General features: G+C 69.3%; 19 protein-coding genes. 16 read left to right on the top strand and 3 right to left on the bottom strand.

The genetic code is table 11. The features are described from left to right. Positions 1-291: 291 nt before the first annotated feature. Complete coding sequence (locus OG963_RS20630; protein WP_319324281.1) at positions 292-1,575, top strand: geranylgeranyl reductase family protein; 1,284 nt, start codon at positions 292-294, stop codon at positions 1,573-1,575. A 545-nt stretch (positions 1,576-2,120) separates the two neighbouring features. On the opposite strand, the gene OG963_RS20625 is transcribed toward OG963_RS20630, so the two are convergent. Beyond that, entirely contained in the window at positions 2,121-2,930 is an 810-nt protein-coding gene (locus tag OG963_RS20625) for a C40 family peptidase (protein WP_371799308.1), read from the bottom strand. 761 nt (positions 2,931-3,691) lie between these two features. On the opposite strand from OG963_RS20625, the gene OG963_RS20620 reads away from it, so the two are divergent. The 15 genes from OG963_RS20620 to recQ all read left to right on the top strand — a co-directional run bounded on the left by OG963_RS20620 (position 3,692) and on the right by recQ (position 21,840). Next, positions 3,692-4,051, top strand: a complete 360-nt coding sequence (locus OG963_RS20620) for an NADH-quinone oxidoreductase subunit A (RefSeq protein ID WP_003992243.1) — start codon at positions 3,692-3,694, stop codon at positions 4,049-4,051. Positions 4,052-4,069: 18 nt separating this feature from the next. Further along, on the top strand, positions 4,070-4,624 hold the full coding sequence (locus OG963_RS20615) for an NADH-quinone oxidoreductase subunit B family protein (protein ID WP_030975705.1): 555 nt from the start codon (positions 4,070-4,072) through the stop codon (positions 4,622-4,624). Next, the gene (locus OG963_RS20610) at positions 4,621-5,331 is read left to right on the top strand and encodes an NADH-quinone oxidoreductase subunit C (protein WP_030926339.1); all 711 of its coding nucleotides are present in this window, start codon (positions 4,621-4,623) and stop codon (positions 5,329-5,331) included. Before OG963_RS20615 ends, OG963_RS20610 begins: the two co-directional genes overlap by 4 nt. Then, entirely contained in the window at positions 5,331-6,653 is a 1,323-nt protein-coding gene (locus OG963_RS20605) for an NADH-quinone oxidoreductase subunit D (protein ID WP_093778144.1), read from the top strand. Before OG963_RS20610 ends, OG963_RS20605 begins: the two co-directional genes overlap by 1 nt. Positions 6,654-6,682: 29 nt before the next feature. After that, a complete protein-coding gene (nuoE, locus tag OG963_RS20600) occupies positions 6,683-7,510 on the top strand; it encodes an NADH-quinone oxidoreductase subunit NuoE (RefSeq protein ID WP_093778142.1) in 828 nt (275 codons plus the stop codon). Further along, positions 7,510-8,889 carry an NADH-quinone oxidoreductase subunit NuoF gene (gene nuoF / locus OG963_RS20595; protein ID WP_030926335.1) on the top strand — a complete coding sequence of 460 codons (1,380 nt, stop codon included), beginning with the start codon at positions 7,510-7,512 and terminating at the stop codon, positions 8,887-8,889. Before nuoE ends, nuoF begins: the two co-directional genes overlap by 1 nt. Continuing rightward, the gene (locus tag OG963_RS20590; RefSeq protein WP_093778140.1) at positions 8,886-11,393 is read left to right on the top strand and encodes an NADH-quinone oxidoreductase subunit G; all 2,508 of its coding nucleotides are present in this window, start codon (positions 8,886-8,888) and stop codon (positions 11,391-11,393) included. The genes nuoF and OG963_RS20590 overlap by 4 nt, the downstream gene beginning before the upstream one ends. Beyond that, entirely contained in the window at positions 11,390-12,814 is a 1,425-nt protein-coding gene (nuoH, locus tag OG963_RS20585) for an NADH-quinone oxidoreductase subunit NuoH (RefSeq protein WP_030926331.1), read from the top strand. The genes OG963_RS20590 and nuoH overlap by 4 nt, the downstream gene beginning before the upstream one ends. Beyond that, positions 12,807-13,436 (top strand): NADH-quinone oxidoreductase subunit NuoI, encoded by a 630-nt coding sequence (gene nuoI, locus OG963_RS20580; RefSeq protein WP_093778138.1) that lies wholly within the window; start codon positions 12,807-12,809, stop codon positions 13,434-13,436. Before nuoH ends, nuoI begins: the two co-directional genes overlap by 8 nt. Further along, positions 13,433-14,257 carry an NADH-quinone oxidoreductase subunit J gene (locus OG963_RS20575; RefSeq protein ID WP_030926329.1) on the top strand — a complete coding sequence of 275 codons (825 nt, stop codon included), beginning with the start codon at positions 13,433-13,435 and terminating at the stop codon, positions 14,255-14,257. The genes nuoI and OG963_RS20575 overlap by 4 nt, the downstream gene beginning before the upstream one ends. After that, on the top strand, positions 14,254-14,553 hold the full coding sequence (nuoK, locus tag OG963_RS20570) for an NADH-quinone oxidoreductase subunit NuoK (RefSeq protein ID WP_024493678.1): 300 nt from the start codon (positions 14,254-14,256) through the stop codon (positions 14,551-14,553). Before OG963_RS20575 ends, nuoK begins: the two co-directional genes overlap by 4 nt. A gap of 14 nt (positions 14,554-14,567) precedes the next feature. Continuing rightward, entirely contained in the window at positions 14,568-16,463 is a 1,896-nt protein-coding gene (gene nuoL, locus OG963_RS20565; protein WP_093778136.1) for an NADH-quinone oxidoreductase subunit L, read from the top strand. A 4-nt stretch (positions 16,464-16,467) separates the two neighbouring features. After that, positions 16,468-18,039, top strand: coding sequence for an NADH-quinone oxidoreductase subunit M (locus OG963_RS20560; RefSeq protein WP_030926325.1), 1,572 nt, complete (start codon positions 16,468-16,470; stop codon positions 18,037-18,039). After that, a complete protein-coding gene (nuoN, locus tag OG963_RS20555; protein ID WP_078879014.1) occupies positions 18,036-19,700 on the top strand; it encodes an NADH-quinone oxidoreductase subunit NuoN in 1,665 nt (554 codons plus the stop codon). The genes OG963_RS20560 and nuoN overlap by 4 nt, the downstream gene beginning before the upstream one ends. Positions 19,701-19,827: 127 nt before the next feature. Next, the gene (gene recQ, locus OG963_RS20550; RefSeq protein WP_319324288.1) at positions 19,828-21,840 is read left to right on the top strand and encodes a DNA helicase RecQ; all 2,013 of its coding nucleotides are present in this window, start codon (positions 19,828-19,830) and stop codon (positions 21,838-21,840) included. A 113-nt stretch (positions 21,841-21,953) separates the two neighbouring features. Here the strand turns inward: recQ and OG963_RS20545 are convergent, their stop codons facing one another. Together OG963_RS20545 and fahA are read right to left on the bottom strand one after the other, a co-directional pair. Next, positions 21,954-22,640: a GPP34 family phosphoprotein gene (locus tag OG963_RS20545; protein WP_093778132.1), complete on the bottom strand. Its 687-nt coding sequence runs from the start codon at positions 22,638-22,640 to the stop codon at positions 21,954-21,956. Then, positions 22,637-23,866 carry a fumarylacetoacetase gene (fahA, locus tag OG963_RS20540; protein WP_093778130.1) on the bottom strand — a complete coding sequence of 410 codons (1,230 nt, stop codon included), beginning with the start codon at positions 23,864-23,866 and terminating at the stop codon, positions 22,637-22,639. The genes OG963_RS20545 and fahA overlap by 4 nt, the downstream gene beginning before the upstream one ends. Positions 23,867-23,872: the final 6 nt, after the last annotated feature.

The following is a 23,872-nucleotide window of genomic DNA, read 5'->3' as shown; positions in this document are numbered from 1 at the left end:
GCCGTGAAGGTCTCCGCCCGCTCCGTCCCCGGCCGACGGGCCACGGCGATCGCCGAGCACGGTCCGCGGCAGGAGCCGAGTTCGGCGGCGTTCCTGCGGACGGGGTCCTCCCTGCTCGAACGAAGCCGAGAGGGCGTCCTCGTCCGTCGCGACACGCAGTTCTACGGAGGGGGCGGCGGGGGCTCTGTCGACATCGGGGAGCCCTTCGGAAGGTTGGTCAGCGGGCCCCCATAGACTGCACGGGACATGTGCCGCGCGGCACGCGACTTCGAGTCCTCGGGAGATCCGACCGTGACCGAGCCCCTCTCCGAACACAGCGCGGATGTGATCGTCGTCGGGGCAGGCCCAGCCGGCTCCACGACCGCGTACTACCTCGCCAAGGCCGGACTCGACGTTCTCCTGCTGGAGAAGACCGCCTTCCCGCGCGAGAAGGTGTGCGGCGACGGCCTCACCCCGCGAGCCACCAAGCAGCTCGTCTCCATGGGCATCGACATCTCCGAAGAGGCCGGCTGGCTGCGCAACAAGGGTCTGCGCATCATCGGCGGCGGCGTCCGCCTCCAGCTGGACTGGCCGGACCTCGCCTCGTACCCGGACTACGGTCTGGTCCGCAAGCGCGACGACTTCGACGAGCAGCTGGCCCGCCAGGCACAGAAGGCGGGCGCGCGACTGTACGAGCGCTGCAACGTCGGCGCCCCGATCGTCGACGAACGCACCGGACACATCACCGGGGTGAACGCGAAGCTCGGCGAGGAGAAGACCCCGGTCACCTTCCACGCCCCGCTGGTCGTCGCCGCCGACGGCAACTCCACCCGGCTGTCGCTCGCCATGGGCCTGCACCGCCGCGAGGACCGCCCGATGGGTGTGGCGGTGCGTACGTACTTCACCTCGCCCCGGCACGACGACGACTACCTGGAGTCCTGGCTGGAGCTGTGGGACCGGCGCGGCCCCCAGGACCGGCTGCTGCCCGGCTACGGCTGGATCTTCGGCATGGGCGACGGCACGTCCAACGTCGGCCTCGGCATCCTCAACTCCTCGTCCGCGTTCAAGGAGCTGGACTGGCGCGAGGTCCTCAAGGCGTGGTGCGCCTCGATGCCCGCCGACTGGGGCTACACCGAGGAGAACATGACGGGCCCGATCCGCGGCGCCGCGCTCCCGATGGCCTTCAACCGCCAGCCGCACTACACCAAGGGGCTGCTGCTCGTCGGTGACGCGGGCGGCATGGTCAACCCGTTCAACGGGGAAGGCATCGCATACGCCATGGAGTCGGGCCAGATCGCCGCGGACGTCATCGTCCAGGCGCACGCCCGCGCGACCCCGGCCCAGCGCGAACTGGCGCTGCACAACTACCCGAAGATCCTCAAGGAGACCTACGGCGGCTACTACACGATGGGCCGGGCCTTCGTGAAGCTGATCGGCAACCCGAAGGTCATGAAGATCGCCACGCAGCGCGGTCTGACGCACCCGCTGCTGATGAGGTTCACGCTGAAGATGCTGGCCAACCTCACCGACCCGACGGGCGGCGACGCGATGGACCGCATCATCAACGGCCTGGCGAAGGTGGCCCCGAGCTCCTGAAGCCGGGATGACGGCCCACGTCCTGTCGGGCGTGGGCCGCGACGATCTCGTCGGTGACGGCGCACCGCCGCCCGGGAAGCACGGCCCGTGCCCATCCGCCTGGGACAGCCCCTCGCACCTCAGGTCGACGACCGTCCGCTGCACGTCGATCCGGTCGGGCAACGGGCTTCGCCCGGCGGGCGTACTCCCGGGCGGGGCAGGGGGAATCGAAGCTGCCGCGGCCGGCCGTCACGGGCCCGGTGCGAACGGTGGGTGAGGATGCCGTGGCCCTTCCCGCGCACCGGCTTCCCGTGCGAAGGGCCCGTCCTCGGCTCGACGGCTGCACGACCTGGGGCCACCACCGGCCGCCCGGGCTCGAGCCCCTCAAGCGCATCGACGAGGTGCGGTTCGGACCGGGGCCTCCGAACACCTTCGATCTGGGGTGAGTGCGAGGTCGGCCCGGGCGGGCCGCACGGCTGAGGGCCGTCACTCCCGAACGGGGAGTGACGGCCCTCAGCCGGATCACATGCGCTTGTGAATCCGGGAACTCGAGGAACTCGAAGGACTCAGAGAACGCGGACCGCGCCCGACGGCGGGTCGTAGTCCAGGGAGCGGAGCACCACACCGGTGCTCGGGTTCTGCGCGCCGACGAACTGGCCGCCGCCCACATAGACACCGACGTGGTACGCGGAGCCCGCGCCGCCCCAGTACAGGATGTCGCCCGGCTGAAGGTTGCTCAGGGAGACCTGGGTGCCGGCGGTCGACTGGGCCTGCGAGACGCGCGGCAGGTCGACGCCCACCGAGCGGAACGCGGCCTGGACCAGGCCGGAGCAGTCCCAGGAGTTGGGGCCGGTGCCGCCGGACACGTACGCGTCGCCGACCTGCGCCTTGACGAACGAGATGACCGAAGCGGCGGAGCCGGTGGCGCTCGACGAGGAGGCGACGGAGGCGGATCCGGAGGTGGCGCTGAGCGTCGTACGGGCCTCGGAGCGGGAGGCACGCAGGGCGGCCTCGGCCTTGGCCTTGGCGGCCGCCTCCGCCTTCTTCTTGGCCTCCGCCTTGCGTACGGCCTCGGCCTTGGCCGTCTTGGCGGCCTTGGCGGCGGTGGTGGCGGCGGCGTCCTCGTGGGCCTGCGTCTCCAGGTCCAGGGCGACCTGCTGCGTGGCCTCGGCGGATGCGGCGACGGCGGTGGAGAGCCCGGTGGTGAGGGTGGGCATCTCGATGGTCTGGGTCACCGGCTCGGCCTGGGCCGTACCGGCGGCCGCGGCGACCGCGATGGTGCTGAGGACGCCACCGGCAACTCCGGCTCGCAGCGCCGTCTTCGAGGCGTTTCGGCGGGGCTTCCGGTGGCTGGGTATGTGAGCGGTGTGGGACATGAGTACTAGCGCTATCAGGGCCTCAGGGGTCCCTTCAAGAAACGTGTGTTGCGACACAGTTACGTACGGAATCTGTGAATCCGCTTTCTGGCGGCCCTTATTGACGCCGTAACGGGCAAAACGGGCATGGGTGATCACCGCTGTGATCACGGTCTTTCGTGAATTCGCCCGAATTGCCCGCCACTTACCATCCGTTCACACCAATGGCCAAGCCCGCTTTTGTTGAAGGCCAAGTGGAGTGACGCAGGTCACAGCATGACTGTTACGTGGTGGGCATACGAGCGGCCGGCACGCCCGGCGCCGTCGGCGGCACCGGGCGGGTGGGCTTTCGTCTGGAAGATCGCGAATGTGCGCACGCGTCCACTTCGCGCCCCATGAACCCCTCGCGCGGGTGAGTCCGGACCGGGACGGATCCTCTTATCACTCCCCGTCGTCCATTGCCAATTTGCATGTCGAGGCGTCTGATTGTTAGAGGAACATCGCTTTGACCAGCGGTAACAACATCACATGTCACGTCTCGTGATCACCCGGCCGCTTTGCGTACGAAGATCACCTCTCATCCGGCTTCATGATCCTTCGCCTGGTGGTGGAGATCACAAAGCCGGTGTAGCACCCCGTGTCGCAGATCACAGGGCGGCAGGCATAGGATGCGGGGCAGTCGGGCTTGTGAACTGCCTCACATGTGCACGATCTTGGTGAGGTGGCGAGCCGGTCGCCCGATGCGGTCCAACGGTCAAGGACGACTGGAAGGAGCGAGGAGCGTGAATGCCTACGCGCCCATCCTCGTGCTCGGCGCCCTCGGGGCAGGGTTTGCGATCTTCTCCGTGGTCATGGCCACGCTTATCGGCCCGAAGCGATACAACCGAGCAAAGCTCGAAGCGTACGAGTGCGGTATTGAACCCACCCCCACTCCAGCCGGAGGCGGCCGCTTCCCCATCAAGTACTACCTGACGGCGATGCTCTTCATCGTCTTCGACATCGAGATCGTCTTCCTCTATCCCTGGGCGGTCACCTTCGACGCCCTGGGGATCTTCGGGCTCGTCGAGATGCTGCTCTTCGTGCTCACCGTCTTCGTCGCCTATGCGTATGTATGGCGTCGCGGCGGCCTGGAATGGGACTGAGGGGCTGAGGGGCACACCATGGGACTCGAAGAGAAGCTGCCCAGCGGCTTCGTGTTGACCACTGTCGAGCAGGCCGCCGGCTGGGTGCGGAAGTCCTCCGTATTCCCTGCCACCTTCGGCCTCGCCTGCTGCGCCATCGAGATGATGACGACCGGAGCCGGGCGTTACGACCTGGCCCGTTTCGGGATGGAGGTCTTCCGCGGATCGCCGCGGCAGGCGGATCTGATGATCGTGGCAGGGCGGGTCAGCCAGAAGATGGCGCCCGTCCTGAGGCAGGTCTATGACCAGATGCCGAATCCCAAGTGGGTGATCTCCATGGGGGTTTGCGCATCATCCGGTGGAATGTTCAACAATTATGCCATTGTGCAGGGTGTTGATCACATTGTCCCGGTCGATATCTATTTGCCGGGTTGCCCGCCGCGTCCCGAGATGCTGATGGACGCCATTCTCAAGCTCCACCAGAAGATCCAGAGCTCCAAGCTCGGGGTCAACGCGGAGGAGGCCGCCCGCGAGGCGGAGGACGCGGCACTCAAGGCGCTTCCCCTGATCGAGATGAAGGGGCTGCTGCGGTGAGCGACGAGCAGAACAGCAACGGCGTACCCGCGCCGCGGGACGAGACCGGCGAGGTCATCGGCGTACGGAAGGGCATGTTCGGCGCCAACAACGGCGGTGACACCTCCGGCTACGGCGGCCTCGTTCGCACGGTGACGCTGCCGGGCGCCACGTCCCGGCCGTACGGCGGCTGGTTCGACGAGGTGGCCGACGAACTCGAAGGGGCCCTGGAGGAACAGGACCTGCTTCCCGAGAACGCCATCGAGAAGACCGTCGTCGACCGCGGTGAACTCACCTTCCACATCGCCCGCGAGCACTTGCCCACCGTGGCTCGAACCCTGCGCGACGACCCGGCCCTGCGCTTCGAGCTCTGCACGGGGGTGAGCGGTGTCCACTTCCTCGGCGACAAGGGCCGGGAGCTGCACGCCGTCTACCACCTGCGGTCGATCACGCACGGCCGACTGATCCGGCTGGAGGTCTCGGCCCCGGACAGCGACCCGCACATCCCGTCGCTCGTCGCGGTCTATCCGACCAACGACTGGCACGAGCGTGAGGCCTACGACTTCTTCGGGCTCATCTTCGACGGGCACCCGGCCCTCACCCGGATCATGATGCCGGACGACTGGCAGGGCTTCCCGCAGCGCAAGGACTACCCGCTCGGTGGCATCGCCGTCGAGTACAAGGGCGCCCAGATCCCGGCTCCGGACCAGCGGAGGTCGTACTCCTGATGTCTACTCCACACGCAACGCCCCGGGCCACGACCGAGGGGACTGTATATACAGTCACCGGCGGCGACTGGGACGAGGTCGTCGAGTCGGCGGTCAAGTCCGACGACGAGCGCATCATCGTCAACATGGGGCCCCAGCACCCGTCCACGCACGGCGTGCTGCGGCTGATCCTGGAGATCGACGGCGAGACCGTCACCGAGGCCCGCTGCGGCATCGGCTACCTGCACACCGGCATCGAGAAGAACCTCGAATTCCGGAACTGGACCCAGGGCACCACGTTCGTCACGCGCATGGATTACCTGACGCCGTTCTTCAACGAGACGGCGTACTGCCTGGGCGTCGAGAAGCTGCTCGGCATCGAGGACCAGATCCCGGACCGGGCGAGCGTCCTGCGCGTCCTGCTGATGGAGCTCAACCGGATCTCCTCGCACCTGGTGTGCATCGCCACCGGTGGCATGGAGCTCGGCGCCACCACGATCATGATCTACGGGTTCCGCGATCGTGAACTGGTTCTCGATCTCTTCGAGCTGATCACCGGGCTCCGGATGAACCACGCGTTCGTCCGGCCCGGCGGACTCGCCCAGGACCTGCCGCCGGGCGCGGTCGACCAGCTGCGCGAGTTCGTGAAGACCATGAAGAACAACCTGCCGGAGTACGACAAGCTCGCCACCGGCAACCCCATCTTCAAGGCCCGCATGCAGGACGTCGGCTACCTGGACCTGACCGGCTGCATGGCGCTCGGCGCCACCGGTCCGATCCTGCGCTCCGCCGGGCTCCCGCACGACCTGCGCAAGACGGACCCGTACTGCGGATACGAGAACTACGAGTTCGACGTCCCCACCGCCGACAGCTGCGACGCCTACGGCCGCTTCCTCGTCCGTCTCGAGGAGATGCGCCAGTCGCTGCGGATCATCGAGCAGTGCATCGACCGGCTCGCCCCGGGACCGGTGATGGTCGCCGACAAGAAGATCGCCTGGCCCGCGCAGCTCGCGCTCGGACCCGACGGGCTCGGCAACTCGCTCGACCACATCAAGAAGATCATGGGCACCTCCATGGAGGCCCTGATCCACCACTTCAAGCTGGTGACCGAGGGCTTCCGGGTCCCGGCCGGCCAGGCGTACACCGCCGTCGAGTCGCCCAAGGGCGAGCTCGGCGTGCATGTCGTCTCGGACGGCGGAACCCGCCCCTACCGGGTCCACTTCCGCGACCCGTCCTTCACCAATCTTCAGGCCATGGCGGCGATGTGCGAGGGCGGCCAGGTCGCCGACGTCATCGTCGCCGTCGCGTCCATCGACCCCGTGATGGGAGGCGTCGACCGGTGACCGAAGTACGTCAGGAAGTCAGTCTGGGGATGCCGCAGCTCCCCGCCCCCGCCTACCCGGCCGAGGTACGCGCCAGGCTCGAAGCGGACGCGAAGGAGGTGATCGCCCGCTACCCCGACAGCCGCTCCGCGCTGCTGCCGCTGCTGCACCTGGTGCAGTCCGAGGAGGGGTACGTCTCCCGTACGGGCATGGCGTTCTGCGCCGAGCTGCTCGACCTCACCACCGCCGAGGTCACCGCGGTCGCCACCTTCTACTCGATGTACCGGCGCAGGCCGGGCGGCGACTACCAGGTCGGCGTCTGCACCAACACGCTGTGCGCGGTGATGGGCGGCGACGCCATCTTCGACCAGCTCAAGCAGCACCTCGGCGTCGGCAACAACGAGACGACCGAGGACGGCAAGGTCACCCTCGAACACATCGAGTGCAACGCGGCCTGCGACTTCGCACCCGTCGTGATGGTCAACTGGGAGTTCTTCGACAACCAGACGCCGGAGAGCGCGACACAGCTCGTCGACGACCTGATCGCCGGGCGCACCGTCGAACCCACCCGCGGCGCCCCGCTCTGCTCGTACAAGGAGACGGCCCGGATCCTGGCCGGCTTCCCCGACCAGCGTCCCGGCGCCGTCGAGGCCACCGGCGGCGCGGGCCCCGCCTCGCTCGTCGGCCTCCGGCTGGCGAAGGGTGAGGAGCTGCACCCGAAGGTCGTCGCTCCGCGAGGCGAGGCAGCCCGCGCGGAAGCTCCGCAGGACCGTCCGCAGCCGGGCGCCGAGCACCTCAGCTCCCACGACGCACCGCAGCAGACCTCCGCGTCGGACCCGGAGCACCCGGCCGGTCCCGCAGCTGAGGAGGGGGAGTGATGACATTGGCAGCCGAAATCAACGACGGGGGCGGCAACGGCAGCGGGGCGAGCCCCGAGAAGCTGCTCTCGCCCGTGCTCTCCGCCTTCTGGGACGAGCCCGAGTCCTGGACCCTGGACACCTACCGGCGGCACGGCGGCTACGAGGGGCTGCGCAAGGCCCTCGCCCTGTCGCCGGACGACCTCATCGCGTACGTCAAGGACTCCGGACTGCGCGGCCGCGGCGGTGCCGGCTTCCCCACCGGCATGAAGTGGCAGTTCATCCCGCAGGGAGACGGCAAGCCGCACTACCTGGTGGTCAACGCCGACGAGTCGGAGCCCGGGACCTGCAAGGACATCCCGCTCCTCTTCGCCAACCCGCACAGCCTCATCGAGGGCATCGTGATCGCCTGCTACGCGATCCGGTCCTCGCACGCCTTCATCTATCTGCGCGGTGAAGTCGTCCCCGTACTGCGGCGGTTGCACGAGGCCGTGCGCGAGGCCTACGAGGCGGGCTACCTCGGGACGAGCATCCTGGGCTCGGGGCTCGACCTGGAACTCACCGTGCACGCGGGCGCGGGCGCGTACATCTGCGGTGAGGAGACCGCGCTGCTCGACTCGCTCGAAGGGCGACGTGGCCAGCCCCGGCTGCGGCCCCCCTTCCCCGCGGTCGCCGGTCTGTACGCCTGCCCCACCGTGGTGAACAACGTCGAGTCCATCGCGTCGGTTCCCGCGATCCTGAGCAAGGGCAAGGACTGGTTCAAGTCGATGGGCAGCGAGAAGTCCCCGGGCTTCACGCTGTACTCGCTCAGCGGGCATGTCGCCAGCCCCGGTCAGTACGAGGCGCCGCTCGGCATCACGCTGCGCCAGCTGCTCGACATGAGCGGCGGCATGCGCCCCGGCCACCGGCTGAAGTTCTGGACCCCGGGCGGCTCCTCCACCCCGATGTTCACCGACGAGCACCTCGACGTGCCCCTCGACTACGAGGGTGTCGGCGCCGCCGGCTCCATGCTCGGCACCAAGGCGCTCCAGTGCTTCGACGAGACGACGTGCGTGGTGCGGGCCGTCACCCGCTGGACCGAGTTCTACGCCCACGAGTCCTGCGGAAAGTGCACGCCGTGCCGCGAAGGCACCTACTGGCTCGTCCAGTTGCTCCGCGACATCGAGGCCGGCAAGGGGCAGATGGCCGACCTCGACAAGCTGAACGACATCGCGGACAACATCAACGGCAAGTCCTTCTGCGCTCTCGGCGACGGCGCCGCCTCGCCGATCTTCTCGTCGCTGAAGTACTTCCGTGACGAGTACGAGCAGCACATCACCGGCAAGGGCTGCCCCTTCGATCCCGCCAAGTCGACCGCCTGGGCCGACGACAAGAACGCTCACCAGGGGGTGAACGCATGACAGTCACCACAAGTGCGCCCTCCGGGGGCGGCGAGGCGGCGGTCCCGCCCGAGGACCTTGTCACGCTGACGATCGACGGCATCGAGATCAGCGTGCCCAAGGGCACCCTGGTCATCCGGGCCGCCGAACTCCTCGGGATCGAGATCCCGCGCTTCTGCGACCACCCGCTCCTCGACCCGGCCGGCGCCTGCCGGCAGTGCATCGTCGAGGTCGAGGGCCAGCGCAAGCCGATGGCGTCCTGCACCATCACCTGCACCGACGGCATGGTCGTCAAGTCGCAGCTCACCTCACCGGTCGCCGACAAGGCGCAGCGCGGGGTGATGGAGCTGCTGCTGATCAACCACCCGCTGGACTGCCCGGTCTGCGACAAGGGCGGCGAGTGCCCGCTGCAGAACCAGGCGATGTCGCACGGCGACCCGGACTCCCGGTTCGACGGAAAGAAGCGGACGTACGAGAAGCCCGTCCCGATCTCCACCCAGGTGCTGCTGGACCGTGAGCGGTGCGTGCTCTGCGCGCGCTGCACCCGGTTCTCCAACCAGGTGGCGGGCGACCCGATGATCGAGCTGATCGAGCGCGGCGCGCTTCAGCAGGTCGGTACGGGCGAGGGCGACCCGTTCGAGTCGTACTTCTCCGGCAACACCATCCAGATCTGCCCGGTCGGCGCGCTGACCTCGGCGGCCTACCGATTCCGCTCCCGGCCCTTCGACCTGGTGTCGTCGCCGTCGGTCTGCGAGCACTGCGCGGGCGGCTGCGCGACCCGCACCGACCACCGGCGCGGCAAGGTCATGCGGCGGCTCGCCGCCAACGACCCCGAGGTCAACGAGGAGTGGGTCTGCGACAAGGGCCGCTTCGGGTTCCGTTACGCACAGCAGCGGGACCGGCTCACCACTCCGCTGGTACGCAACGAGGAGGGCGTCCTCGCACCGGCGAGCTGGCCCGAGGCGCTGGAGGCCGCGGCCGCAGGGCTCACCGCCGCACGCGGCAGGACCGCTGTCCTCACCGGCGGCCGGCTGACCGTCGAGGACGCCTACGCGTACAGCAAGTTCGCCCGGATCGCCCTCGACACGAACGACATCGACTTCAGGGCCCGGGTGCACAGCAGCGAGGAGGCCGACTTCCTGGCCGCCCGTGTCGCAGGACGCGGACGTGACCTGGACGGGACCGGCCTCACGTACACCACGCTGGAGAAGGCGTCGACCGTACTGCTGGTCGGCTTCGAGTCCGAGGAGGAGGCCCCCGGCGTCTTCCTGCGGCTGCGCAAGGCCAACCGCAAGCACGGTCAGCGCACCTTCGCCGTCGCCTCGCACGCCACCCGCGGACTGACGAAGGCGGGTGGCACGCTGCTTCCCGCCGCACCCGGCACCGAGACCGAGTGGCTGGACGCGATCGCGGGCAGCGTCGGACTCGACGGCGACGGGGCCGCTGCCGCCGAGGCGCTGCGCGGCGAGGGCGCCGTGATCGTGGTCGGCGAGCGACTGGCCGCGGTACCGGGCGGGCTGACCGCCGCGGTACGGGCCGCGACCGCGACCGGGGCCCGCCTGGTGTGGATCCCACGCCGGGCCGGCGAGCGCGGTGCGGTGGAGGCGGGCGCGCTCCCGTCGCTGCTGCCCGGCGGCCGTCCGGCCACCGACCCGCGGGCCAGGGACGAGGTGGCGGCCGCGTGGGGCGTCGCCGAACTCCCCGCCCGCTTCGGTCGCGACACCGGCCAGATCATCGAGGCGGCGGCCACCGGCGAACTGGGCGCGCTGCTGGTCGCCGGTGTCGAGGCCGTCGACCTGCCGGACCCGGCACGCGCGCTGGAGGCACTGGACCAGGTCGGCTTCCTCGTCTCGCTGGAGCTGCGGCCCAGCGAGGTCACCGAGCGGGCCGACGTGGTGTTCCCGGTCGCCGCGGTGGCCGAGAAGGCCGGCACCTTCCTCAACTGGGAGGGCAGGGCGCGGATGTTCGAGGCCGCGCTCAAGCCCGAGCAGCTGACGCGGACGCCCGCCCCGACGGACGCCCGGGTCCTGCACATGCTGGCCGACGCGCTGGACGTCCACTTCGCGCTGCCGGACATGAAGTCCGTACGCCGTGAGCTGGACCGGCTCGGCGGCTGGACCGGCACGTACGCCTCCGACCCGCAGGGGGCGGCGCAGCCGCTGCCCCGGGCCGGCGACGGCGAGGCGGTCCTCGCGGGCCACCGGCTCCTGCTCGACCAGGGCAGGCTCCAGGAGGGCGACGCCGCGCTGGCCGGCACCCGGCATGCCGCGGTCGCCCGGCTCTCCGCCGTCACCGCCGCCGAGACGGGGGTGAAGGACGGCGACCTGCTGGCCGTCACCGGCCCGTCCGGCAGCGTCGAACTCCCGCTGCAGGTCACCGACATGCCGGACCGGGTGGTCTGGGTTCCGCTGAACTCCGTCGGGCGGGGCGTGCCGGCCGACACCGGTGCCCACCCCGGCGGCCTGGTCCGGATCGGTCCCGCCGCACCGGGTACTCCCGACGTCACACCGGAGGTGCGAGCGTGACTGCCCTCGCTCAACTGGCCGCGGCACCCGACCGTGCCGTACTCGCCGCCGAGGATCTGTCGATGTTCGGCACCGACCCCTGGTGGCTCGTCGTCATCAAGGCGGTGTTCTGCTTCGCGTTCCTGATGGTGACCGTGCTCTTCTCCATCGTGTGGGAGCGCAAGGTCGTCGCCTGGATGCAGCTGCGCATCGGCCCCAACAGGCACGGCCCCTGGGGCATGCTCCAGTCGCTCGCCGACGGCATCAAGCTGATGCTGAAGGAAGACGTCATCGTCAAGCGGGCGGACAAGGTCGTCTATGTCCTCGCGCCGATCGTCGCCGCCGTACCGGCGTTCATGGCGATCGCGGTGATCCCGTTCGGCCCGTCCGGCAACGAGGTCTCGATCTTCGGACACCGTACGGCGATGCAGCTCACCGACCTGCCGATCGCGATGCTCTACATCCTCGCGGTCGCCTCGGTCGGGATCTACGGCATCGTGCTGGCCGGCTGGTCGTCCGGGTCGACGTACCCGCTCCTCGGCGGCCTGCGCTCGTGCGCGCAGATGATCTCGTACGAGATCGCGATGGGCGCGGCGTTCGCCTCCGTCTTCCTCTACTCCGGGTCGATGTCGACCTCGAAGATCGTGGAGGCGCAGCACGACCGCTGGTTCATCCTCCTGCTGCCGGTCTCGTTCATCATCTACATCGTCACGATGGTCGGCGAGACCAACCGTGCCCCGTTCGACATGCCGGAGTCCGAGGGCGACCTGGTCGGCGGCTTCAACACCGAGTACTCGTCGATCAAGTTCGCGATGTTCATGCTCGCCGAGTACGTCAACATGGTCACCGTCTCCGCGGTCTCCACGACCCTGTTCCTGGGCGGCTGGCGGGCCCCATGGCCGATCAGCACCTTCTGGGAGGGGGCGAACCACGGCTGGTGGCCGATGCTGTGGTTCGTCGTCAAGGTCCAGCTGCTGCTGTTCTTCTTCATCTGGCTGCGCGGCACCCTGCCCCGCGTCCGCTACGACCAGCTGATGAAGCTCGGCTGGAAGATCCTGATCCCGGTCTCCGTGGTCTGGCTGATGCTGGTCGCGACCGTGCGGGCGCTGCGCAACGACGGCTACGACTTCAACACGCTGTTGCTGTCCGTGGCGGGCGCCGTGATCGCGATCCTGCTGATCTCCTTCGTCGTCGACATCTTCCGGGACCGTTCGGCCAAGGGGGCCGGGGCGGAACCGGCACCGGAACCAGGACCCGCGTTCGATCCGATGGCGGGCGGATTCCCGGTGCCACCGCTGCCCGGGCAGACCCTCCCGCCGGTACCGCGCCGCGGGCCGCGGCATGAGCGGGAGCTCGTTGTCAGTGGCGGTCCGGATACTCAGAGTGACGGCAGTCAGATGGGCGCAAGTCCGAGTGACGGAAAGGAGGCTGACGGTGCCTGAGTCATCGGAACCCTCGGGGGAGAAGTTCCAGAACCCTGTGGCCGGCTTCGGCGTGACCTTCAAGGCCATGTTCAAGAAGCGGCTGACCGAGCAGTACCCGGAACAGCGGAAGGTGACGGCGCCGCGCTTCCACGGCCGGCATCAGCTCAACCGTCACCCCGACGGTCTGGAGAAGTGCGTCGGCTGCGAGCTGTGCGCCTGGGCCTGTCCGGCCGACGCCATCTATGTGGAGGGCGCGGACAACACCGACGAGGAGCGCTACTCCCCGGGTGAGCGCTACGGCCGCGTCTACCAGATCAACTACGCGCGCTGCATTCTCTGCGGACTGTGCATCGAGGCCTGCCCCACCCGGGCGCTGACGATGACCAATGAGTTCGAGCTCGCCAACACCACCCGCGAGAGCCTCATCTACACCAAGAGTGAGCTGCTCGCGGGCCTGGAGGAAGGCATGGTCGACACCCCGCACGCGATCTTCCCGGGGATGGACGAGCAGGACTACTACCGGGGCCTGGTGACGGAAGCATCGCCCGGCACGGAGCGTCAGGTCGCGGTCTCCAAGGGCGAGAAGCCGTCCGACGGCGACAACGAGAACAACGGCGCGGGCCAGGAGGTGGACGCATGACCGGCCTCGCCGCAGCCTCCCTCACGTCGACCGGGGAGGCCGTCCAGTTCTGGCTGCTCGGCACGGTCGCCGTGATCGGCGCGCTGTCCACCGTACTGATGAAGAAGGCCGTGCACAGCGCGCTGAGCCTGGCCGGGACCATGATCGTCCTGGCGGTCTTCTACCTCGCCAACGGCGCGTACTTCCTGGGTGTCGTCCAGATCGTCGTCTACACCGGCGCGATCATGATGCTGTTCCTCTTCGTGGTCATGCTCGTCGGTGTCACGGCGGCGGACTCACTGAAGGAGACCCTCAAGGGCCAGCGCTGGCTGGCTGCGGGGTGCGGACTCGGCTTCGGTGTCCTGCTGATCGCGGGCATCGCCCACGCGTCCCTGAACAGTTTCAACGGACTCGGCACCGCCAACGCCGCGCACGGCGGGAACGTCGAGGGGCTGGCCAGCCTCATCTTCACCAAGTACGTCTTCGCCTTCGAGATCACCGGCGCCCTGCTGATCACGGCGACGGTCGGCGCGATGGTGCTCACCCACCGCGAGCGCACCGAACGGGCCAAGACCCAGCGGGAGATGTCCGAGGAGCGCGTACGCGGCAAGCACCTGCCGCCGCTGCCCGCCCCCGGCGTCTACGCCCGGCACAACGCGGTGGACATCGCCGGTCTGCTCCCGGACGGCACCCCGTCCGAGCTGACCGTCATGCAGACGCTGCGTAAGCGCGGCCAGATCCGCGACGTGTCGAACGAGTCGCTCGCCCAGCTCAAGGCCCTGGAGCAGCGCTCCGAGGAGCGGCTCGGCCGTGACAACGAAGAAGAGGGGGCCGCCAAGTGAACCCGGTCAACTACCTCTATCTCGCCGCTCTGTTGTTCACCATCGGTGCGTCCGGGGTGCTGATCAGGCGGAATGCGATCGTGGTGTTCATGTGCGTCGAGCTGATGCTCAACGCCTGCAACCTCGCGTTCGTCACCTTCTCCCGGATGCACGGCAACCTCGACGGCCAGATCATCGCCTTCTTCACGATGGTCGTCGCCGCCGCCGAGGTCGTGGTCGGGCTCGCGATCATCGTGTCGCTGTTCCGTTCCCGCCACTCGGCCTCGGTCGACGACGCCAGCCTGATGAAGTTGTAAGGGGACGCTGAATCGTGGACAACCTCATTGCGCTGCTCGTCGCGGCGCCCCTGCTCGGAGCGGCCGTCCTGCTCTGCGGAGGCCGTCGGCTGGACCGCTTCGGACACTGGATCGGCACGCTGCTCGCCGCCGCTTCATTCGTCATCGGTGCGGTGCTCTTCGCCGACATGCTGGGTAAGGGCGCCGAGCACCGGGCGCTGCACCAGTACCTGTTCAGCTGGATCCCGGTCGAGGGCTTCCAGGCCGATGTGGCCTTCCAGCTCGACCAGTTGTCGATGACGTTCGTACTGCTGATCACCGGTGTGGGCACCTTGATCCACATCTACTCGATCGGCTACATGGAGCACGACGAGCGTCGGCGCCGGTTCTTCGGCTACCTGAACCTGTTCCTCGCGGCGATGCTCCTGCTGGTCCTCGCCGACAACTACCTGCTGCTGTACGTCGGGTGGGAGGGCGTCGGTCTGGCGTCGTACCTGCTGATCGGCTTCTGGCAGCACAAGCCCAGTGCGGCCACCGCCGCCAAGAAGGCGTTCCTGGTCAACCGGGTCGGCGACATGGGCCTGTCGATCGCGATCATGCTGATGTTCACCACGTTCGGCACGTTCGCCTTCGGACCGGTCCTGGCATCGACCGGGGGGACGAGCGAGGGCAAGCTGACGGCGATCGGCCTGATGCTGCTGCTCGCCGCCTGCGGCAAGTCGGCCCAGGTGCCGCTGCAGTCCTGGCTCGGTGACGCGATGGAGGGCCCGACCCCGGTCTCCGCCCTCATCCACGCCGCCACCATGGTCACCGCGGGCGTCTACCTGATCGTACGCTCCGGCGCGATCTTCAACGCCGCGCCGGACGCACAGTTGGTCGTCGTGGTGGTCGGCGCGGTCACGCTGCTCTTCGGTGCGATCGTCGGTTGCGCGAAGGACGACATCAAGAAGGCCCTCGCCGGGTCGACGATGTCGCAGATCGGCTACATGATCCTGGCCGCCGGGCTCGGCCCGATCGGCTACGTCTTCGCGATCATGCACCTGGTGACGCACGGCTTCTTCAAGGCCGGGCTCTTCCTCGGCGCCGGTTCGGTCATGCACGGCATGAACGACGAGGTCGACATGCGGAAGTTCGGCGGCCTGCGCACGTACATGCCGGTCACCTTCATCACCTTCGGCCTCGGCTATCTGGCGATCATCGGCTTCCCCGGCCTGTCCGGCTTCTTCTCCAAGGACAAGATCATCGAGGCGGCGTTCGCCAAGGGCGGCACCGAGGGCTGGATCCTCGGCGGCGTCGCGTTGCTGGGCGCCGCGATCACCGCGTTCTACATGACGCGCGTGATGCTGCTGACGTTCTTCGGCGAGAAGCGGTGGCAGCCCGACGCGGAAGGCCATGAGCCGCATCCGCACGAGTCCCCGAAGTCGATGACGATCCCCATGATCGTCCTTGCGTTCGGCTCGGTCTTCGCCGGAGGCTTCTTCTCCATCGGTGACCGTTTCCTGAACTGGCTGGAGCCGGTCACCGGCCACAGCCACGGCGACTCGCCCGTCAGCGCCGCGACGGTCACCGCCGCCACCATGGTGGTGCTGGTCATCGGCGTCGCCATCGCCTGGACGATGTACGGGCGCCGGCCGGTACCGGTCGTCGCCCCGCGCGGCTCGCTGCTCACCCGGGCCGCCCGCCGCGACCTCCTGCAGGACGACTTCAACCACGTGGTCCTGGTCCGCGGCGGTGAGCACCTCACCCGCTCCCTGGTGTACGTCGACCACACCCTGGTCGACGGCGTCGTCAACGGCACGGCCGCGTCGATGGGCGGGCTCTCCGGCCGGCTGCGCAAGCTGCAGAACGGCTATGCCCGCACCTACGCGGTCTCGATGTTCGGCGGTACGGCGGTCGTCATCGCCGCGACCCTGCTGATGAGGGCGGTCTGATCACATGTCCTTTCCCCTCCTGACAGCGACGGCGGCGCTCCCGGCGATCGGCGCGATCGCCACCGCAGCCGTCCCGGCCGCCCGGCGCACCGCGGCCAAATGGCTGGCGCTGCTCTTCTCGCTGGCCACACTCGTGCTGGCGGGCGTCGCTCTTGCCCGCTTCGAGCCCGGCGGCGCCCGCTATCAGCTCACCGAATCACACGCCTGGATCAAGGACTTCGGCGTCAGGTACGAACTCGGGGTGGACGGCATCGGGGTGGCGCTCATGGCGCTCACCGCCCTGCTGATCCCGTTCGTCATCCTGGCCGGCTGGCACGACGCCGACCCCCTGGAGACGAAGTCCTCGCGCTGGCGCCCCACACAGGGCTTCTTCGCACTGATCCTGATGGTCGAAGCGATGGTGATCCTCTCCTTCGAGGCCACCGACGTCTTCCTCTTCTACATCCTCTTCGAAGCCATGCTCATCCCGATGTACTTCCTCATCGGCGGCTTCGGGGACCGGGCCCACACCGGCAGCGACGAGAACGCCGCGGCGCAACGCTCCTACGCGGCCGTGAAGTTCCTCCTCTACAACCTGGTCGGCGGGCTGATCATGCTGGCCGCCGTCATCGGTCTGTATGTCGTCGCGGGAACCTTCTCGCTCTCCGAGATCGCCGAGGCCCGCGCCAACGGGTCGCTCTCCATGGCGACCAGCACCGAACGGTGGCTGTTCCTCGGGTTCTTCTTCGCCTTCGCGGTGAAGGCCCCGCTCTGGCCGCTGCACACCTGGCTGCCCAACGCCATGGGGGAGGCGACCTCCCCGGTCGCCGTCCTGATCACCGCGGTCGTCGACAAGGTCGGCACGTTCGCGATGCTCCGCTTCTGCCTCCAGCTGTTCCCGGAGGCAAGCAAGTGGGCGACGCCGGTGATCCTGGTCCTGGCGCTGATCAGCATCGTGTACGGGGCGTTGCTCGCCGTCGGCCAGCGCGACATCAAGCGGCTGATCGCCTACGCGTCGATCTCGCACTTCGGCTTCATCATCCTGGGCATCTTCGCGATGACCAGCCAGGGGCAGTCGGGCGCCACGCTCTACATGGTCAACCACGGCATCTCGACTGCCGCGCTGATGCTGGTGGCCGGCTTCCTGATCACCCGGCGTGGTTCGCGGCTCATCGCCGACTACGGCGGAGTGCAGAAGGTGGCGCCGGTCCTGGCCGGCACCTTCCTGATCGGCGGGCTCGCCACCCTGTCGCTGCCCGGACTCTCGCCGTTCGTCAGCGAATTCCTGGTGCTGGTCGGCACGTTCAGTGCCTACCCGGCGGCCGGCATCGTCGCCACCACCGGCATCGTGCTCGCCGCGCTCTACGTCCTCGTCCTCTACCAGCGGACGATGACGGGCCCGGTGAAGGCCGGGGTCCAGGGCATGGCCGACCTCAAGGCCCGGGAGCTGGTGGTGGTCCTCCCGCTGATCGCGCTGCTGATCTTCCTGGGTGTCTATCCGAAGCCGCTGACGGAGATCGTCAATCCGGCGGTGCAGCACACCATGTCGGACGTCCAGAAGAAGGACCCCCAGCCTGAGGTGGAGGCCGCCAAGTGAGCGCAACAGCTGTCCACAGCCTGTGGACAATGGCGGGCGGGGTGACATCGGCCGCCCCGAAAGAGAAGTTCAACGCACCGGTCATCGAGTACGCCCAGCTGACCCCGGTCCTCATCGTGATCGGTGTCGCCGTCGTCGGCGTACTCGTCGAGGCCTTCGTGCCGCGCCGGGCCCGCTACTACACGCAGGTCTTCCTGACCGTCGTCGCCCTCGCCGCCGCGTTCGCCGCGGTCGTCGGTCTCGCGGCCGGGGGGTACGGCACGACGAAGGCCCACATCGCCGCGATGGGTGCCATCGCCGTCGACGGACCCGCCCTGTTCCTGCAGGGCACCATCCTGCTGACGTCGCTGGTCGCGGTCTTCACGTTCGCCGAGCGCCGGCTCGACCCCGTGGCGCACGGCAACCACGTCGACTCGTTCGCCGCGCAGGCCGCGTCCGTCCCCGGCAGCGAGAGCGAGCAGGCCGCGGTCAAGGCGGGCTTCACCACCACCGAGGTCTTCCCGCTGCTCCTCTTCTCGGTGGCCGGCATGCTGGTCTTCCCGGCGGCCAACGACCTGCTGACGCTCTTCGTGGCCCTGGAGGTCTTCTCCCTCCCGCTCTACCTCCTGTGCGCCGTCGCCCGCCGCAAGCGGCTGATGTCGCAGGAGGCCGCGGTGAAGTACTTCCTGCTCGGTGCCTTCTCGTCGGCGTTCCTGCTCTTCGGGATCGCCCTGCTGTACGGGTACGCGGGCTCCGTCTCGTACGCGGCCGTCGCCGACGTGGTCGACGGCTCGGTCACCCAGATCGACCCGGCGCTCGCCGACACCATGGGCAACGACGTGTTGCTGCTGATCGGCGGCGCGATGATCCTGACCGGGCTGCTCTTCAAGGTCGGTGCCGTCCCGTTCCACATGTGGACCCCGGACGTCTACCAGGGCGCCCCGACCCCGGTCACCGGCTTCATGGCCGCGGCCACGAAGGTCGCCGCGTTCGGTGCGCTGCTGCGCCTGCTGTACGTGGTGCTGCCGGGCCTGAGCTGGGACTGGCGACCGGTCATGTGGGCCGTCGCGATCGTCACGATGCTGGGCGGCGCGATCGTCGCCATCACCCAGACCGACATCAAGCGACTGCTGGCCTACTCGTCCATCGCGCACGCCGGCTTCATCCTCGCCGGTGTCATCGCGACGACCCCCAGCGGCATCTCCTCGGTGCTCTTCTACCTGGGCGCGTACTCCTTCGTGACGGTCGGCGCGTTCGCCGTCGTCACCCTGGTGCGCGACGCGGGCGGCGAGGCCACGCACCTGTCGAAGTGGGCCGGGCTCGGCCGACGCTCGCCGCTGGTCGCCGCGGTCTTCGCGGTGTATCTGCTGGCCTTCGCCGGTATCCCGCTGACCTCGGGCTTCGCCGGAAAGTTCGCGGTCTTCAAGGCGGCGGCGGAGGGCGGGGCCGGCGGTCTGGTCGTGGTCGGTGTGATCTCGTCCGCGATCGCCGCGTTCTTCTACATCAGGGTCATCGTGCTGATGTTCTTCAGCGAGCCGAAGGCGGACGGCCCGACGGTCGCCGTGCCGTCGCCGCTGACGATGACGACGATCGCGGTCGGCGTCGCGGTCACGCTGGTGCTGGGCCTGGCCCCGCAGTACTTCCTCGACCTGGCGAGCCAGGCGGGAGTGTTCGTGCGGTAACGCGCAGAGACCACGCAGACGCCGGACGGGCCCCAGAAGTCAAGCCCGTCCGGCGTTGTCGTAGGCGGCGCTTATCGTGGCAGGGACGGTGCCGGACAGAACAGGGCAGACCCCGGGGGACAGAGCGATGAGCGGGACGGGCGTGACCATGGGTGTGACCGAGAGCGACGCATTGCGGACGCTGCATCGGGTGTTCGGCTACGAGGCGTTCCGCGGCGAGCAGGAAGCGGTCGTCGACCATGTGGTGGCGGGCGGTGACGCCGTCGTCCTGATGCCGACCGGTGGCGGAAAGTCCCTCTGCTACCAGATCCCGGCCCTGGTCAGACCCGGTACGGGCATTGTGATCTCCCCGCTGATCGCCCTCATGCAGGACCAGGTGGACGCACTGCGGGCGCTCGGTGTGCGCGCCGGGTTCGTCAACTCCACGCAGGACTTCGACGAGCGCCGCGTGATGGAGGCCGCATTTCTCGCCGGTGAGCTCGACCTGCTCTATCTGGCGCCGGAGCGGCTGCGCCTGGACTCCACCCTCGATCTGCTGGCGCGGGGCAAGATCTCCGTCTTCGCCATCGACGAGGCGCACTGCGTCGCCCAGTGGGGCCACGACTTCCGTCCGGACTACCTGGCCCTGTCCGTGCTCGGCGAGCGCTGGCCCGACGTACCGCGGATCGCCCTGACGGCGACGGCGACGAACGCCACGCACCACGAGATCACCCAGCGCCTCGGCATGCCCGACGCGAAGCACTTCGTCGCCAGCTTCGACCGGCCCAACATCCAGTACCGGATCGTGTCGAAGTCCGACCCGAAGAAGCAGCTGCTGTCCTTCCTGAAGGAGGAGCACGCCGGGGACGTCGGCATCGTCTATTGCCTGTCGCGCAACTCGACGGAGAAGACGGCCGAGTTCCTCTGTCGCAACGGCATCGAGGCCGTCCCGTACCACGCGGGTCTGGACGCCGGGACGCGGGCGCGCCACCAGGCGCGGTTCCTGCGCGAGGACGGCCTGGTCGTCGTGGCGACGATCGCGTTCGGCATGGGCATCGACAAGCCGGACGTGCGGTTCGTCGCCCACCTCGACCTGCCGAAGTCCGTCGAGGGCTACTACCAGGAGACCGGCCGCGCGGGCCGTGACGGGCTGCCGTCCACGGCCTGGATGGCGTACGGCCTCCAGGACGTCGTGCAGCAGCGCAAGCTGATCCAGGGCGGCGAGGGCGACGAGGCGTTCCGCCGTCGCGCCGGCGCCCACCTCGACGCGATGCTGGCCCTGTGCGAGACCGCCGACTGCCGTCGCGCCCGGCTGCTGACGTACTTCGGCCAGGAGCCGCAGAAGGCGGCCTGCGGCAACTGCGACACCTGCCTCACCCCGCCCGAGACCTGGGACGGCACGGTGGCCTCGCAGAAGCTGCTGTCCACCGTGGTGCGGCTGAAGCGGGAGCGCGGCCAGAAGTTCGGCGCCGGCCAGATCATCGACATCCTGCTGGGCCGCAAGACCGCGAAGGTCATCCAGTTCGATCACGACCAGCTCTCGGTGTTCGGGATCGGCGAGGAGCTGTCCGAGGCGGAGTGGCGGGGCGTGGTGCGGCAGTTGCTGGCCCAGGGCCTGCTGGAGGTCGAGGGCGAGTACGGCACGCTGGTGCTCACCGAGCAGAGCGCTTCGGTGCTCGGCCGGGAACGGGAGGTACGGCTGCGCAAGGAGGCGCCGAAGCCCGCGTCGCGCTCCTCGAAGGGTGAGCGGAGCACGAAGGCGGCTGCGGCCGTTGCCGAGCTGGCCCCGGAGGCCGTACCGGTCTTCGAAGCGTTGCGCGCCTGGCGCGGCGCCCAGGCGAAGGAGCAGGGCGTCCCGGCGTACGTCATCTTCCACGACGCGACGCTGCGGGAGATCGCGTCCGTGCGCCCCGGCTCCCTGACCGAGCTGGGCACGATCAGTGGCCTCGGCGAGAAGAAGCTGGCGACGTACGGCGAGGGGGTGCTGGAGGTGCTCACGTCGTTCGGGGAGACCGGGGCGCCCGCGCCGGGCGACGGGGAGCCGGCCGCGCCTGCGGTGGAGCCCACCCGTCAGCCGGCGGCCCCGCGACCGGTCGCAGCCACGGTCCCGGAAGCGGACCCGGAGTTCGGCTGGGACGAGGAGCCGCCCGAGTACGAGTGAGCCCGGGCCGAGCCGTGGTGGACAGCCTCGCGGCCGTCCACGGAGTGCGCGCCGGAAACCGGATCGGCCCCGGCTGCGGCTGACCGCCTCGGGCCGCGGTCGGCCGCCCCCGGTCAGTCGTCGCCGCCGCTTCCTCCGCCGGCGACGCGCACGCTCCCGCCGCTCCTGTTCGCCTTGTCCTGACGGACGTTCTGGTGCACCGCGTGCGCGGTCCACTCCTGATGTACGAGGCCACGCATCTCCGAACGGGCTCTCCAGCCGCCCTGCGCCACCGCGCCGGACAGGCCGACGGCCGAGACCAGCGCGGCCAGCGTGCGGCTGTGCCGGTCCGGAAAGCCGGCCGCCTGGGCCTCCGTGAAGCGTTCCCGGACCGAGGCGGGCAGGTCCGGGGTCGCCGCCGGGTGGCGGTGGTACGGCAGCAGGCCGAGGAAGCGGTGGGTCTCCCTGCGCAGGACCCCGCGGTCGACCAGGTGGCCCAGGCACAGCTCCTCGACGTGCCGGCCGGTCCGCCGGATCCACCGCTTCGCGCTGACGCCGCCCGCGAAGCTGCCCTTGTCCGGGGCCGGCAGACTCCCCAGAACCTGTGCGAGGAGCGGGTCCTGGGGAGTCAGCGGGTTGATCACCCGTATCCGGCCGAGCTGCTCGGTGATCCGGCCCTGGAGCTCCAGCTCCGCGAGAACCGCGCCCGCCATCCCGTACTCCAGGAAGCGGTTGCGGCAGTACGGCCTGCCCCGCTGCGGGTCCAGTGCGAGCAGCAGCAGTTCCTCGGGGAGCGTGAGTCCCGGCCGATCCGCGGTCATGGCGCCGGGACGATTCGGCCCGTCACTTCGCCGAGACCCACCCGCGTGCCGTGCGGGCCCGGAGCCCAGGCCGTCAGCGTCACCGTGTCACCGTCCTCCAGGAACGTCCGCTTGCCGTCCGGGAGGTCCAGCGGGTCGCGTCCGTTCCAGGTGAGTTCCAGCAGGGAGCCGCGCTGGCCCGCCTCGGAGCCGCTGACCGTGCCGGAGCCGTACAGGTCGCCGGTACGCAGCGACGCGCCGTTCACCGTCATCTGAGCCAGCATCTGCGCCGCCGTCCAGTACATGGTGGCGAACGGCGGCTCGGCGACCAGCTGTCCGTTGATCGCGACGGCGATCCGCAGGTCGAGGCCGCCGGGCTCCTCCTCGCCCGCGTCCTCCAGATAGGGGAGGAGCGGGAAGTCCCGGGCGGGTGGTGCGATGCGGGCCGCTTCCAGAGCTTCGAGCGGGGTCACCCACGCCGACACGGACGTGGCGAAGGACTTGCCGAGGAACGGGCCCAGCGGGACGTACTCCCACGCCTGGATGTCCCGCGCCGACCAGTCGTTGAGCAGCGAGAGCCCGAACACGTGGTCGCGGAAGTCGCCGAGCGCGACCGGCCGGCCCTGCTCGGACCCCACGCCGACGAGGAAGCCGACCTCGGCCTCGATGTCGAGCTTGGCCGAGGGGCCGAAGACCGGGGCGGCGTCGGAGGGCGCCTTGCGCTGGCCGGCGGGGCGCACCACATCCGTACCGGAGACGACGACGGTGCCGGACCGGCCGTGGTAGCCGATCGGGAGGTGCTTCCAGTTGGGGGTGAGCGGCTCGCCGTCCGGGCGGAAGATCCTTCCGACGTTGGTGGCGTGGTTCTCGCTCGCGTAGAAGTCGACGTAGTCCGCGACCTGGTACGGGAGATGGAGGGTCACCGACTCGACGGGGTGCAGCAGCGGCTCGATGTCCGCACGGTGCGCCGGGACCGTCAGCCATGCGGTCAGCGCCCGCCGGACGTCCCGCCAGGCGGTGCGGCCGGCCGACAGCAGCGCGGTCAGGTCCGGCTGGGCGAGGAGCTGCGCGTAGGGCGAGCCGAGCGCATGCGCCGCGGCTCCGGCGTCCAGCACATGGTTGCCGATGCGGACACCGACACGGCGCTCGGCGGGGTGGCCGGTCATGGAGAACACGCCGTACGGAAGGTTGTGCGGACCGAAGGGATCGCCCTCGGCCAGATCGAGCGGGCTGCTCTGCTCGGGCATGTGGTG

It is taken from the genome of Streptomyces sp. NBC_01707, assembly GCF_041438805.1.
In the GTDB taxonomy this organism is placed as follows: Bacteria; Actinomycetota; Actinomycetes; order Streptomycetales; family Streptomycetaceae; genus Streptomyces.
This window is presented reverse-complemented; position numbering and strand designations above follow the sequence as displayed.